This window comes from Halalkalibacter sp. HAAS-P013, from assembly GCF_056619925.1.
This window is the reverse complement of sequence record NZ_JBWQTU010000014.1, coordinates 103,304-116,836: the sequence shown is the minus strand read 5'-3', so window position 1 is coordinate 116,836 and position 13,533 is coordinate 103,304. Positions and strand designations below refer to the sequence as shown.

Below are 13,533 nucleotides of genomic sequence, written 5' to 3'. Positions count from 1 at the left end.
GGAACTTTATAGTGCAACTGTCAATATGTTTGTTACATCTTCTTTTTCTAAAGACTTAAAGTTTCCAAACTTCCCACGATTTGAAGCAAGTGTCGCCATTTTTTCAATCTGACTATCATCTATATCGTAATCGGCTAAACGATTTGGGGCACCTAGTGACGTCCAGAATGCCGATAATTTATTAATCCCTTCAAGAGCAATTTCTTGATCTGATTTGCCTTCCGTATCTACACCTAAAACCCGAGTTGCAAGTTGCACATGACGACTAATACGCTCATCTATTGTGTAACGTAACCAATGTGGCAATAAAATCGCCAATCCTCCCGCATGAGGGATATCATAAACCGCAGATACAGCGTGCTCCATATTATGTGTAGCCCAATCACCGCGCAAACCCATTTGCGTGATGCCATTAAGAGCCATTGTTCCACAATAAAGAATTGTTTCACGATACTCTTCATTACTTAAGTCTTCAAGTAGTTTTGGAGCTGTCTCCATAACAGTTAGTAAAATCGATTCCATAATTCGATCTTGTAATAACGTGTTCTCCGCCTTATGGAAATAAGCTTCAATAACGTGACTCATCATATCAACGATTCCGTAGACTGTTTGGTCTTCCGGTACTGATACAGTATTTTTCGGATCAAGAATCGAGAACTTCGGGAATGAAAATGGACTACCCCAACCTAATTTTTCATTTGTTTCCCAATTAGTAATAACGGACCCAGCATTCATTTCTGAGCCTGTAGCAGCTAATGTTAAAATAGTACCAAGAGGTAAGGCGTCTGTTGGCTGAGCTGTCTTTTTAATAATATCCCAAATATCCTCTTCTGATTTAGCACCAACTGCAATTGCCTTTGAAGCATCGATAACACTTCCCCCACCTACTGCTAAAACAAGATCTATGTTATTTTCTCGGCAAGCTTTAATTCCTTTTCTTACGGTTGAAAGCCTTGGGTTTGGCTCGACTCCCTCTAGCTCTGTTACTTGCGCTTCTGCTCCTTTTAATTGTTGTAAGACAAAATCATATAAACCATTTTTTTTGATACTTCCGCCACCATAAACAAGAAGCACCTTTTTTCCGTAGTTTTTCACTTCATTGGCTAATGACTCATTTTGACCTTTTCCAAAGATTAATTTTGTCGGATTGTTAAAAATAAATGGATCCATTCTATCTCCTCCTATTCCCCTCCATTATTACCAAGTGAGAAGCAATTGTAAACGATTGGCACTTATTGTTTTGCATAATTCTATTCGATTTTCACATTCTAAATGGTGAAACACAACAGATGGAGTTGTGTAAGACAATTTATATTGTCGTGACATTTTAAATGTCGATAACCATAACTGGAGGTGAATATTGTGAGCGGTATTCAACGTACAGCATTAGTATTAGCGATTATTGGTGCAATTAACTGGGGACTGATCGGGTTCTTCCGTTTTGACCTTGTTGCAGCCATTTTCGGTGGTCAGGCAGCAGCTTTCTCACGTGTTATCTATGCCCTAGTTGGTTTAGCAGGTCTATATTGTATTTCAATTCTTTTCAAACCAGATGAGGAGCTTGAACGTGTTCCTGAAACACAACGTTAATAGATAAGGGTCTGACTTCTTTTTTAGAGAGTCAGACCCTTTTCAGGTATAAAAAAAAAGGTCGGTTTTACCTTTTTTTATATACCTGAAGCCCTGTGCGTAGCCGCCGTTATCACTTTAGCCTTTTAAGCGCCCTTCTTAAAAGGCGTACGGCGTGCGAAGCCAGGGCCATTCCCTTTGACTTCCCTCTTTCTAGAAGAAAAAAGGTCGGTTTTACCTTTTTTTATATACCTGAAAAGAAAAAAGCACTCAAATGAGTGCTTTTACTATTTATTTCTTCGCGCGCTTGTTTAAGTCAGCTTGGATTTCGTTAGATTGCTTTAACCATTCTTTTAGCTTATCTTCTAATGTGTTAAATCCTTGTTGCTGTTGTTGCTTTTGTACTTGTGGCTTACGGCCGCCACCAGCATTTCCTTGTGGACGAGGCTTAGCCGGACGAGCAGGACGCTCAGGAGCTTCCTGTGTAGCACGGATAGAAAGTGAGATTTTTCCAGACCCCTCTTCTACATTCATGATTTTCACTTTCACTTCGTCTCCAACTTTAAGAACATCATTAATATCCTTAACGAAACCGTGCGCTACTTCTGAAATATGAACAAGTCCTTGCTTTTTTTCATCAAGAGCTACAAAAGCACCAAATGGCTTAATGCCAGTAACTTTTCCTTCTACGATATTGCCTACTTCATAATTTGACATATACATACATCTCCTAGATAATTTTTAACCTTTTAATTTTAACACAACTAGAGCGTTTAAGCAAAAACGGATTGTACTCTTTTTGTATTGTTATATTTACCCTATAATTTCAGCAAGTAAACAAGCCTTTTCGAATTCAAAAAAGCGCTAGAACCGTATCCGTATCCTAGCGCCACATCTTTATTTTGTTTGCAACTGTCCTCTTGCAAGATAACGCTCTTCTAACTCAATTTTCAAATCACGTTTGTATTTTTCTAATTTATACTCATTGTTTCGATCAATTAACGTAATGACCGTTCCAGCCTTACCCATTCTTCCTGTACGTCCAGATCGGTGCAGGTAGCTGTCAGGACTCGCTGGTGGATCCAATTGAATAATATGTGTAACATCATCGACATCAAGTCCGCGCGCAGCCACATCTGTTGCGACAAGTATATGCGTATCTCCTTTTCTGAAAGATTGGAGAGCATGCTCCCTTTCCTGCTTCCCTTGATCTGATGATAACGCTAATGTCTTAATTCCTTTATAAGAGAATTTTTCAGCTGTTTCAGCTAACTTTTCTAATTGGTTGACAAAAACAATCCCTTTTTCAATGTTTTCAGCGTGAATTAAGCGCCTAGCCGTGTCAATCTTATCTCTCGTGTCTACTCGAAGGAAAAGATGTTTAACCTGTTCTGTATGTAAAAGGCCACCTTCTGCTTCAATTTGAACAACAAACGGGGCTGCATCTGCCACTTGCTCTGAGAAATCTTTAGGAATCGTTGCAGAAACAAATAAGAACTGCGTCTCTCTTCCTGCCCGTTTTGCAATCTGCATCGTTGCTTCCCACGATGGACGCTCTGCCATCATCCGGTCAGCTTCATCAACGGCAACAACTTTCACTTCATGGAGCTTCAATTTCTTCATTTCAATCAGCTCTAACAATCTACCTGGTGTGCCAATCGCCAATTGAGGCTTCTGCTTTTTCAACTTTTCAACTTGACGCTTAATATTGGCTCCGCCAATAAATGCTCCAATTTCAATTGGTTCTTCCTTCGTCAAGCTTTTTGCCACTTCATGAACTTGCATGGCAAGCTCCTGAGTTGGTGCTAGTACAACGACTTGCATGCCCTTTTTATCCTTTTCAATCTTGGCAAGTGCAGGCAGGAGAAAGGCTAGGGTCTTTCCAGTCCCTGTTTGTGAACGAGCAATTAAGCTTTGTCCTTCAAGTGCTTCTGGAATCATTTTTGCTTGAATATCAGTTGGTTCGGTTACACCTTGGCCTTTCAATGCATTCACCAAAAAACTCGGTAACACATTAAATGAAAATGTTTCGCTCATTGTTTTCCCTCTTTCTATTTAAAACGTTTCTGTGCGCTTTAATTGTTCTATTTGTTGACCTGTTAATAGGTGAAGGTTATTTAAAAATGCTTGTTGGAAGGCACCAATACCTAGGCTTTCCGTTTTTTCATATGCTTGCTCACCTGCAATACCATAATAAGTAACCGCACTCGTTGTTGCTTCAAGGATATTTTCACGGTGAACAGCTATAAATGTACCAATCACTCCGCCTAAAAGGCAACCAGTTCCTACCACTTTAGTCATCCAAGGGTGTCCATTATGAATTGCTTGAGCAAGACTCCCATCGGTTACGATATCCACCTCACCCGTAACAACACATACACATTGAAATTGAGTCGCTGCACGTTTTGCTAAATCTAATTTATCGCCTTCCATATTGCCATCTACACCCTTGACATGAGCTTCTAATCCAACAAGAGAAGCGATCTCCCCAGCATTCCCTCTCAACACAGAAATATTTACTTGATCCAAAATTCTCTTACTGCTTTCTGTTCGAAACGCTGTTGCTCCTGCCCCAACCGGGTCAAGGACAACCGGTACTCCAGCACGATTAGCTTCTTGTCCAGCTACAATCATCTGATCAATCTGGTCTTTTGAAAGCGTACCGATATTTAATAATAAAGCTCCAGCTAACCTAGCCAAATCTGCTACTTCCTCTTCAGCATACGCCATTACTGGCGATGCACCTAGTGCCAATAATCCATTCGCAGTAAAATTCGTAACTACTACATTGGTCATACAGTGAACCAATGGATTCTCTTTTCGAACATGCTCTAGCAAATAAACCGCCCTCTTCTTGTTTAGATGATTATGAGAAAGTGAAGTCTATGAAAAAGGTGAAAACCAACCTCTTTCAATGCCTCGATTAAATAACTAGGCTCCTCACGTTGCAGTGCACTGAAAAGGTGAAAGTCGGAGGCCACTGAAAAAGGTATGGTTTTGACCTTTTTCAATGGCCTTTAAGCAATGAGCGGAACCGTTGCTTTGTCTTAAAGCCTGCTATGAGTGGTTTTCTCATAGCAGGCGCGCAACGTGTGGAGCCATTGCTGCTTCCTAGAATCTGCTAAAAAAGACTTTTTCAGTCCCCACGAAAGTCGACCTTTTTCAGTGTACTCGAGAAAATCTTACCTTTTTTCCCTACTAAAAACAAACGTAACATTTTTCTGACGATTATGTATACAATTCAAAACAATGCCCATAATGTATATTACAATCGTATTCCCCCTACGAATTAAGGCAAGAGCTTAAGCTCTTGCCCTCTTTTTTTATAGGTCCTACAATTCTACGTTAGTTTTTTTAACAGTCTTTCTAACCGCTCCACTGACTGTTCTAAATTATCCATCGATGTTGCATAAGAACAGCGAATGTGCCCTTCTCCTCCAGCACCAAATACATGACCAGGAACGACAGCCACTCTTTCTTCTAATAATAGCTTCTCTGCAAACTGCTCAGAAGTAAGCCCAGTTCTCTCGATTGATGGGAATGCATAAAACGCCCCGCCAGGCGTATGACAAGATAAGCCAATCTCCTTAAATGACTTTACAACATAGTTTCTACGTTGTTTATACGATTGCTTCATTCGTTCGATATCATCCATTCCGCTCTTTAGCGCTTCTAATGCTCCGTGTTGCGCCATTGTAGGTGCGCACATAAGGCTATATTGGTGAAGCTTGAGCATCGCTGAAAGCAAGTCCTCAGGAGCTAATACAAAACCGAGTCGCCACCCTGTCATAGCGAAGGATTTAGAAAAGCCCGAAATTAAAATCGTCCGGTCTTTCATATTCGGAAGCGACGCAAAACTAACATGTTTTTCATCATAGCTAAGCTCTGCATAGATCTCATCAGAAAATACGAGTAAATCATGTCGCTGGGCAAGCATAGCTATTTCTAGCATCTCTTCCCGATTCATTGTTGCACCAGTCGGATTATTAGGAAAACACAGCATAAGCGCCTTTGTTCGATCTGTAATAGCTGCCTCAATTTGCTTTGCTGACACTTTGAAATTATCTTGATTATTCGTTCCAACTGATACAGGTACTCCACCAGCCATTTGAACAAGCGGTACATACGACACAAAGCTTGGTTCAACGATAATGACTTCATCGCCTTCATTAAGAATAGCCCGCATGCCAATATCTATTGCTTCACTTGCACCTACTGTTACTAATACTTCGCTCTCAGGATCATACTGAATTGAAAAACGCTTGTTCATATAAGAGGAGATCTCTCTTCTTAGTTCAATGATCCCCGCATTGGCAGAATAAGCGGTGAAACCTCGCTCAAGGGACGAAATGCTCGCTTCACGAACATTCCAAGGCGTGACAAAATCCGGCTCCCCTACCCCTAGTGAAATAATGTTATCCATTTTTGAAGCTAAATCAAAGAACCGCCGAATACCAGACGGTTTAATCTGTTGAACACGATCTGATAATCGCGAGTTTGTTTTGACGTTTGACATTATGGTGTCACCACAATTCGATGGTCTTCTTCTCCTTGATCAAAGACAACCCCATCATGCTTATATTTTTTCAATTGGAAATGAGTTGTTGTAGAAATAACGGTATCAATCGTTGATAGTTTTTCCGAAACAAAGCGAGCAATTTCAGACATTGTCTTTCCTTCAATCACAACAGATAAATCATAAGCTCCAGACATTAAGTAAAGTGCTTTCACTTCAGGAAAGCGATAGATTCGCTCTGCTACTTCATCAAAACCTACCCCACGCTGCGGTGTAACTTTCACGTCGATCACAGCTGTAACGCCTTCTTGTTTCTCAACCTTACTCCAATCAATAACAGCAGAATAACTTAAAATTACTTTTTCATCTTCTAATTTTTTTAGAATTGCTTTGACTTCATCTTCTGTGGCATCAACCATTTTAGCAAGTGTGCTAATTGATACTCGACCATCTCCTTCAATGATTTGCAAAACTTCCAATGCTTTTTCATTCATTTTTTCACTATCTCCTTTGTGTTCGTTAAAGCGTATGTTATCTAATCATTTGGTTTATCATAACATACCGAGCCACTGTAACAAATCACCTTTTTTTTCACATTATTCGAACATTTCTTTTAAAAATGTTATCTTCTTTATGCAAGTGTTTCGATACGTTAAACAAAGTCTTCATTCCCTTACTTAGGAGGAGTCTAGAAAACATGACACCAACTGCACCACGTTATGCATTACTCATTATTGATATGATTAATGACCTTGAATTTTCAAGTGGCTATCAATTGCTTCCTTATGCTCTTACTTCGGCGAAGAACATTGCCACATTAAAACGCACGTTAAAAAATGAAGGTATACCCGTAATATATGTTAACGATAATTATGGGAAGTGGCAATCAGACTTCAGACACCTTGTCTCTCATTGTCTTGAAGAAGATGTTCGTGGCAAACCAATTGCTGAAATAATGAAACCAGATAATGATGACTATTTTATCTTAAAGCCTAAGTATTCAGGGTTCTTTGCTACTCCTTTAGATCTGTTGCTTACTCACTTACATGTCAATACATTAATTATTACGGGAGTTGCTGGAAATATGTGTGTGCAATTTACAGCAAACGATGCCTATATGCTTGATTACCAGCTTTTGATTCCATCTGATTGCGTTGCATCAAATACAACGAAAACAAATGAACATGCTTTATCGTTTATGGAAGAAGTACTAAAAGCCGACATTTCTCCTTCAACGACATTCATTAACAATCTAACAAAGGGGTTATCCCAAAAGGGCTGATTTTGACCTTTTGGGATAACCCGCCTTCTTTACCGGCTTTTATTTGTTTCTTTGACTTGGGTTCGTATGATCAACTTCAATATTATGAACATTTGCAAATTGAATCAATTCCGTTTCTAGCCCTTCTGGAGAGAAACGCTGCAGCTTCAGTCTGAACCCTCTTTTTAAATGAAGAAGGATAATCGTCCTTTGACCTAAATGAATAGTGGTCAGTTTGGCTACTTCATTCGCTTCGATTGTCCGCTTCCTTATAGTAAAGCCGAATACGTGAACAATATGAATTAATTTATCTTCAAGCACGTCCAGTCGATAACTGATTGTCATTGCTGCAAAAAAAATAAAAGAAACACCATATGCTACATTTGTCCATAATGTTTCTTCAAGAGCATACGCATAAGTAATCGTTAAAATAAATAAGAGAATCCAAAGAAATTTCGGCTCCTTAGCTTGATAAGTCAAGGTAACACCCCTTTCTTGTCTAACACTTCTCACTGCTGACAGTTTCGATTTTATCCTTTTCATTATACACGAGTTTCATCCGGCTTAAAGAGGGGGATTATACAAAATAAAACCATTTTAAAGGAGAAGAAGATGCAGAAAAACTCTTTTTATTCCCTATTTTTTCACAAACTAAAAACCGACCCTATTCCAGATTGGTCTGCCACATTGGCTTACTATTTTATGCTCTCTATTTTTCCTTTGCTGATTTTTTTATTAGCTCTTATTCCATATTTTCATTTTGACCTTGATACAATCTATTCATTTATTAATGACTACGTCCCTGAAGGACTTGATGAACTCTTTTCAACAACGATTTTAGAAGTCATTAGCGAGCCTCAAGGAGGACTCGTTTCCTTCGGGGTACTAGCAACAATTTGGTCGGCTTCTAACGGGGTAAATGCCTTAGTGCGCGCTGTCAATCGTTCATATAATATTGAAGAGACAAGAAACTTTGTTAAGCTTCGAATTCTTTCCATTTTGTTAACCGTTGCTATGATTGCCGTTATTTTAGTCACTCTGTTAATGCCTGTCTTTGGTAATGTAATTATTCACGCGCTCGAGGAATATTTCTTTCTCCCTCATGAAACAGCTCAAATCTTGAATTCATTACGTTGGATTATCGGAATTGGCTTGATGACGTTTGTGCTTATGATTGTCTACTCCATTGCTCCAAACGTGAAGCTAACTTTTAAGCAAGTTATTATAGGAGCTGTATCTGCAACGGTTTGTTGGCAAGTCATCTCAGCTTTATTTGCCACGTATGTAAGTAATTTTGGAAATTTCACGGCAACCTATGGTAGTCTTGGCGGGGTTATCATCCTTATGCTTTGGTTCTTTCTAACGGGAGTCAGTCTCGTTATTGGCGGTGAGATTAACGCCACTCTTTACTTACAAAAAAAATATAAAAACAGCAATATGCACTAGGAAAAGAAATTATCTCAAAAAAAATGTATATAATTTTCATTTTTGGAGATGATGGTATCAGAATGCACAGTGAATTTAAATGAACGAGGAGATGACAGGGAATGAATAAAACGGAACTTGTACAAGCTGTTGCTGAACGTACACAACTATCCAAAAAAGATGCCGGAAGCGCTGTCAATGCAGTATTTGATTTAATTGAGGAGTCATTGTCAAAAGGGGAAACAGTCCAACTCATTGGTTTTGGAAACTTTGAGGTTCGCGAAAGAGCGGCTAGAAAAGGACGTAACCCACAAACAGGTGAGGAAATTGATATTGCCGCAACAAAAACACCAGCATTCAAAGCAGGAAAGCAATTAAAAGAATCAGTGAAATAAACATGCCATGTGATGGTAGAACAAAAAGAAAAAGGTCTGATCTTGTGCAACCGTTCTAGATCAGACCTTTTTAGGCTATTTTTTAAGATTCCTGATACGGATTGGATTCAGCCGGCTTCTCGTACGTAACATACGTTTTGGCTATCATATCGTGAATACTTCTTTTGTCTTTCCGAAAGGCTACCATAAACGCACTAACAATAAAAGCTATCATTAACGTAATGGCATAAACAAACCCAGCAACGACGACTCGCAATAGCATCGTACCAAATCCAACATTACTTCCATCTAATTTAACGATTCGAATTCCTAACAATCGTTTTCCAACCGTATAGCCATACCACAATACAGGAAGAAGCAATGAATACAGTAAATTTCCTATTCCATCTACAATTTCTCTTGTATTTTGGGTTAACCCAAAAAGTGCCGCTAGAATAAAAATCGTCCCTGAAACAACGATGACATCAAGAATACTCGCCCCTACACGAACCCAAAATCCAGCAGGACGTTCAACCATAAGAAAAAACCTCCCTCTACTCTCAAAACACTCTGTCTATATTATAGACATTTTACAATGATAATGTACACACATTACTTTTGTTAACCGAAGACAAATAAATGTTGACAATACTCCCTCCCCTTATTATTCTAATGTTAACTACTTAAACACACGAGGTGAACAAGTGTCGTCGATTAAACCAAAAATACATACAGTTGATCTTGTACTTGTTGCCATGTTTGCAGCATTAATGGCTATTGGTGCTAATTTAACATCCTTTCTTGTTATTGGATCTGTTCCTATCACATTGCAAACACTTTTTGCCATCTTAGCAGGTGCTCTTCTCGGCAGCCGAATGGGCTCACTTGCCATGATTGTCTACTTGCTTGTAGGTCTTGTCGGCTTCCCTGTTTTTGCACAGTTTTCGGGTGGCTTGCGGACGTTCATTAGTCCAACCTTTGGCTTTCTACTTTCCTATATCCTGGTTGCTTTCATAACTGGACTTATTATCGAGAAAAGCAAGAAAAAGAAAATTACAATTTTTATGGTAGCTTGTTTTGTCGGTCTTATTATTAACTATGTAGTCGGTACTCATTATATGTACTTTGCTTTTCAATTTTTAGCAGGCCTTGAGGCAGTGAGCTATCAAGTAGTCTGGGCTTGGATGGCTGCACCTGCTGTCAAAGATATTATTTTAACTTTCTTTGCTGCTGTACTTTCCTCTCGTATTTATCATACCGTGAACAAAAGACGTGGACGCAACTCATTACCAAATCAAGTTGCTTAAAAGAATGCATCCAAACATGAAGACGCTAGGGCATTATTATGAGAGCAATGAAAGCTCCACTTTCATTGCCTCTATATATCCCTAGCGTCTTCGTCGTTTTACTTTATTATGATTTTACTTCAATCCGCTTAATTCGATATGTACCCTCATCTTTCACCATTGATACGTATAACGTTAAATAATCGATAGAAGGATAGCCAAGCTCACCAAATTGACTGTGACCATACAAATTATCCTCAGCATAAAATTGAATCGGCACATGCTCTGCTCTAAGTTCAATTTTCCCTTCAGCTTCATAAATTTGTATATCATCACTCATTATCATCCGTAAACCTGGGTTAAAAACCGTTTGTCTCGTTACTTCATAATAAGATGAATCCATGTGCTCTTCACTGCCCAAGTAAGACTGCAATTCTTCTTGATACACATACCGCTCATTATGCTGAACATAAATATCATCTAACAATTGTTCCATTCCAGTATCAGTCATATATCTTCCTAACAACTTCCGAATCTCATCTTCTGTATGATACTTTTCGTTATAATACGATTGATCATCATATGTATGATACGCAAATAACTCATGGACATGTTCTAGAAATTCGTCGAATATAGACAAAACCTCATCTTGATTAACCGTATCTTTATGACAGGCTGTTACGAATAAACAAATAAATATGAGAATAGCAATTGACCTCTTCATTTCTTTTACCCCGCCTCTTTCTTCTATACTAAATTAGACGAAGAAAGATGGTAAAAAGTTTCATTTTGCTAAAAAAGTTTAATCTTTTCTAAGATTACATAAAGGGAAAAACAGCCCTTTTTCTAAAAGGCTATTTTCGCATACTTTGTTGTTTTTATGGGGTACTTGTTTTCCAAATGTTCGTTCCATTGCGCTCCAGCCACTCCATTTCACTACGAGAAAAATGTTTCTTCACAGCAAAAATCTTTACGAAAACAGTTTTCTAAAAAGAACGGTCCTCGTTTGCATTGGCTTCACTCGCTGCGCGCCTAAAGGAGAAAAGCGCTCCTTTAGGCTTAAAACATTGGCAGCGGCTTCGCTCAATGCTTCGATTTTAAAGAAAAAGGGAAAACCGCCCTTCCTTAAAAAGTGCGGTCCTCGTTTGCATTGGCTTCACTCGCTGCGCGCCTAAAGGAGAAGAGCGCTCCTTTAGGCTTAAAACATTGGCAGCAGCTTCGCTCAATGCTTCGATTTTAAAGAAAAAGGGAAAACCGCCCTTCCTTAAAAAGTGCGGTCCTCGTTTGCATTGGCTTCACTCGCTGCGCGCCTAAAGGAGAAAAGCGCTCCTTTAGGCTTAAAACATTGGCAGCGGCTCCGCTCAATGCTTCGAGTTCAAAGAAAAAGGGAAAACCGCCCTTCCTTATAAGTGCGGTCCTCGTTTGCATTGGCTTCACTCGTCGTGCGCCTAAAGGAGAAGACCGCTCCTTTAGGCTTAAAACCTTTACGACGGCTCCGCTCAATGCTTCGAGTTCAAAGAAAAAGGGAAAACCGCCCTTCCTTAAAAAGTGCGGTCCTCGTTTGCATTGGCTTCACTCGCTGCGCGCCTAAAGGAGAAAAGCGCTCCTTTAGGCTTAAAACATTGGCAGCGGCTCCGCTCAATGCTTCGAGTTCAAAGAAAAAGGGAAAACCGCCCTTTTTCTTTGAACTCTATAGCATCATTGCGGCGATCCAGCCGAAGATGAATAGTGGTATGTTGAAGTGTAAAAATGTTGGTACGCATGTATCCCATATATGATTGTGCTGGCCATCTGCGTTTAATCCTGCTGATGGTCCTAGAGTACTATCTGATGCTGGGGCTCCAGCATCTCCTAGCGCTCCCGCTGTACCAATTAGAGCAATAATTGCTATTGGTGAAAATCCAGCAGCTAGTCCAAGAGGGACAAACAATGTAGCAATAATTGGAATCGTTGCAAAAGAGGATCCAATCCCCATCGTAATAAACAAACCTATGACAAGCATTAATAATGCTGCAGCGGCTTGACTTTCTCCGACAATATTCGCTGCTTGTGTCACAAGTAACTCTACATGACCTGTTTCACGGATGACAGCTGCAAATCCTGAAGCTGCAAGCATGACAAAAGAGATAAATGCCATCATCTTCATTCCTTCTGTAACGACATTATCTGCTTCCTTCCACTTCAATGAACCACTTACAAGGAGTACAACAAGACCAGCAAGAGCCGCGATGATCATTGAATCGGAAAGCTGCTGTACAATCAGAGTGGCAACAATTGCGATAAGTGCAGCAATGACAGACCACTTTGTAAAAACTTGTTGATTTACAGGCGCTCCTACAATAGGACGATCCTCATACTGCCTGCTTTTTCGATATGTTATAAAAATGGCAATGAGTAATCCTACAACAAGGCCTAACGTAGGTAACGCCATCGCCTTCGGAATATCAGATAGAGCAATAACTAAGCCATTTTCCTCCATGTTATCTGCAACGATTCCATGGAAAATCAGGCCGAACCCATACGGTAAAAAGATATATGGTGCTGTTAATCCAAACGTTAAAATTGTTGCAATTGCACGTCGGTCTACTCCTAATTCATTTAAGATTTTTAAAATTGGTGGAATTAAAATTGGAATAAAGGCGATGTGAATTGGTACGACATTTTGAGAAAAACAAGAAACGACCGCTAATAAAAAGAAAATCAGTGCTTTTGAAAGAGCTTTTTTTCTTGAATCTTCATTTCGTCCAACAAGCTTGATCACCCATGCAACCATGACATCCGGTAAACCGGTACGAGCGATCGCGACAGCAAACGCCCCTAGGAGTGCATAACTAAGAGCTACCGTTGCACTTCCACCTAAACCGTCAGTAAACACATCAATCGTCTGTGAAAAACCTAAGCCTCCAAGTAGTCCTCCGGTTAACGCTCCAATTGCAAGTGCTATGACGACATGGACACGGACTAGACTAAGTATTAACATAACAAGAACTGCTATTAGAACTGCATTCATTTTCCTCAAATCCTTTACTTTGCTAAACCACTAATATATTAAAGCACCCAACTAAACTATCACTATATTACTATATTGTCAATGGGCAGTCT

General features: G+C 39.5%; 15 protein-coding genes. 5 read left to right on the top strand and 10 right to left on the bottom strand.

The features are described from left to right. Positions 1-6 precede the first annotated feature (6 nt). Entirely contained in the window at positions 7-1,170 is a 1,164-nt protein-coding gene (locus AC1FXP_RS18485) for an iron-containing alcohol dehydrogenase (protein ID WP_480063474.1), read from the bottom strand. A gap of 192 nt (positions 1,171-1,362) precedes the next feature. Between AC1FXP_RS18485 and AC1FXP_RS18480 the strand changes: the two genes are divergently transcribed. Next, a complete protein-coding gene (locus AC1FXP_RS18480; protein ID WP_034626543.1) occupies positions 1,363-1,590 on the top strand; it encodes a DUF378 domain-containing protein in 228 nt (75 codons plus the stop codon). A gap of 270 nt (positions 1,591-1,860) precedes the next feature. Here AC1FXP_RS18480 and yugI read toward each other — a convergent pair whose 3' ends face one another. From yugI to AC1FXP_RS18455, 5 genes are all read right to left on the bottom strand, one after another. After that, positions 1,861-2,286, bottom strand: a complete 426-nt coding sequence (gene yugI / locus AC1FXP_RS18475; RefSeq protein ID WP_250097775.1) for a S1 domain-containing post-transcriptional regulator GSP13 — start codon at positions 2,284-2,286, stop codon at positions 1,861-1,863. Positions 2,287-2,466: 180 nt separating this feature from the next. Next, a complete protein-coding gene (locus tag AC1FXP_RS18470; protein ID WP_480063472.1) occupies positions 2,467-3,606 on the bottom strand; it encodes a DEAD/DEAH box helicase in 1,140 nt (379 codons plus the stop codon). Between the two features lie 18 nt (positions 3,607-3,624). Beyond that, the gene (gene thiM / locus AC1FXP_RS18465) at positions 3,625-4,407 is read right to left on the bottom strand and encodes a hydroxyethylthiazole kinase (RefSeq protein ID WP_480063470.1); all 783 of its coding nucleotides are present in this window, start codon (positions 4,405-4,407) and stop codon (positions 3,625-3,627) included. Between the two features lie 502 nt (positions 4,408-4,909). Then, positions 4,910-6,085, bottom strand: a complete 1,176-nt coding sequence (locus tag AC1FXP_RS18460; protein ID WP_480063468.1) for an aminotransferase — start codon at positions 6,083-6,085, stop codon at positions 4,910-4,912. Continuing rightward, positions 6,085-6,579, bottom strand: a complete 495-nt coding sequence (locus AC1FXP_RS18455; protein ID WP_480063466.1) for an Lrp/AsnC family transcriptional regulator — start codon at positions 6,577-6,579, stop codon at positions 6,085-6,087. Before AC1FXP_RS18455 ends, AC1FXP_RS18460 begins: the two co-directional genes overlap by 1 nt. A gap of 203 nt (positions 6,580-6,782) precedes the next feature. Between AC1FXP_RS18455 and AC1FXP_RS18450 the strand changes: the two genes are divergently transcribed. Further along, complete coding sequence (locus AC1FXP_RS18450) at positions 6,783-7,367, top strand: cysteine hydrolase family protein (protein WP_480063465.1); 585 nt, start codon at positions 6,783-6,785, stop codon at positions 7,365-7,367. A 39-nt stretch (positions 7,368-7,406) separates the two neighbouring features. Here AC1FXP_RS18450 and AC1FXP_RS18445 read toward each other — a convergent pair whose 3' ends face one another. Further along, complete coding sequence (locus AC1FXP_RS18445; protein ID WP_480063464.1) at positions 7,407-7,826, bottom strand: hypothetical protein; 420 nt, start codon at positions 7,824-7,826, stop codon at positions 7,407-7,409. 132 nt (positions 7,827-7,958) lie between these two features. On the opposite strand from AC1FXP_RS18445, the gene AC1FXP_RS18440 reads away from it, so the two are divergent. Together AC1FXP_RS18440 and AC1FXP_RS18435 are read left to right on the top strand one after the other, a co-directional pair. Beyond that, positions 7,959-8,792 (top strand): YihY/virulence factor BrkB family protein, encoded by an 834-nt coding sequence (locus AC1FXP_RS18440; RefSeq protein WP_480063463.1) that lies wholly within the window; start codon positions 7,959-7,961, stop codon positions 8,790-8,792. A 101-nt stretch (positions 8,793-8,893) separates the two neighbouring features. Beyond that, positions 8,894-9,166 (top strand): HU family DNA-binding protein, encoded by a 273-nt coding sequence (locus AC1FXP_RS18435; protein ID WP_250097782.1) that lies wholly within the window; start codon positions 8,894-8,896, stop codon positions 9,164-9,166. Between the two features lie 82 nt (positions 9,167-9,248). On the opposite strand, the gene AC1FXP_RS18430 is transcribed toward AC1FXP_RS18435, so the two are convergent. Continuing rightward, positions 9,249-9,683 carry an RDD family protein gene (locus tag AC1FXP_RS18430; RefSeq protein ID WP_480063461.1) on the bottom strand — a complete coding sequence of 145 codons (435 nt, stop codon included), beginning with the start codon at positions 9,681-9,683 and terminating at the stop codon, positions 9,249-9,251. Positions 9,684-9,849: 166 nt separating this feature from the next. Here AC1FXP_RS18430 and AC1FXP_RS18425 point away from each other — a divergent pair, with 166 nt between their 5' ends. Further along, positions 9,850-10,452, top strand: coding sequence for a biotin transporter BioY (locus AC1FXP_RS18425; protein WP_480063459.1), 603 nt, complete (start codon positions 9,850-9,852; stop codon positions 10,450-10,452). Positions 10,453-10,558: 106 nt separating this feature from the next. Here AC1FXP_RS18425 and AC1FXP_RS18420 read toward each other — a convergent pair whose 3' ends face one another. Both AC1FXP_RS18420 and AC1FXP_RS18415 read right to left on the bottom strand, forming a co-directional pair. After that, entirely contained in the window at positions 10,559-11,155 is a 597-nt protein-coding gene (locus AC1FXP_RS18420) for a hypothetical protein (protein WP_480063457.1), read from the bottom strand. A 966-nt stretch (positions 11,156-12,121) separates the two neighbouring features. Continuing rightward, positions 12,122-13,441, bottom strand: coding sequence for a Na+/H+ antiporter family protein (locus tag AC1FXP_RS18415; RefSeq protein WP_480063455.1), 1,320 nt, complete (start codon positions 13,439-13,441; stop codon positions 12,122-12,124). Positions 13,442-13,533 lie beyond the last annotated feature (92 nt).

Excerpts from the sequence above, each read along its gene's own strand:
- AC1FXP_RS18430 (WP_480063461.1), bottom strand. The coding sequence starts at position 9,683 with ATGGTTGAACGTCCTGCTGGATTTTGGGTTCGTGTAGGGGCGAGTATT.
- AC1FXP_RS18440 (WP_480063463.1), top strand. The coding sequence starts at position 7,959 with ATGCAGAAAAACTCTTTTTATTCCCTATTTTTTCACAAACTAAAAACC.
- AC1FXP_RS18470 (WP_480063472.1), bottom strand. The coding sequence starts at position 3,606 with ATGAGCGAAACATTTTCATTTAATGTGTTACCGAGTTTTTTGGTGAAT.
- yugI (WP_250097775.1), bottom strand. The coding sequence starts at position 2,286 with ATGTCAAATTATGAAGTAGGCAATATCGTAGAAGGAAAAGTTACTGGC.
- AC1FXP_RS18420 (WP_480063457.1), bottom strand. The coding sequence starts at position 11,155 with ATGAAGAGGTCAATTGCTATTCTCATATTTATTTGTTTATTCGTAACA.
- AC1FXP_RS18485 (WP_480063474.1), bottom strand. The coding sequence starts at position 1,170 with ATGGATCCATTTATTTTTAACAATCCGACAAAATTAATCTTTGGAAAA.
- AC1FXP_RS18455 (WP_480063466.1), bottom strand. The coding sequence starts at position 6,579 with ATGAATGAAAAAGCATTGGAAGTTTTGCAAATCATTGAAGGAGATGGT.
- AC1FXP_RS18435 (WP_250097782.1), top strand. The coding sequence starts at position 8,894 with ATGAATAAAACGGAACTTGTACAAGCTGTTGCTGAACGTACACAACTA.
- AC1FXP_RS18415 (WP_480063455.1), bottom strand. The coding sequence starts at position 13,441 with ATGAATGCAGTTCTAATAGCAGTTCTTGTTATGTTAATACTTAGTCTA.
- AC1FXP_RS18460 (WP_480063468.1), bottom strand. The coding sequence starts at position 6,085 with ATGTCAAACGTCAAAACAAACTCGCGATTATCAGATCGTGTTCAACAG.
- AC1FXP_RS18450 (WP_480063465.1), top strand. The coding sequence starts at position 6,783 with ATGACACCAACTGCACCACGTTATGCATTACTCATTATTGATATGATT.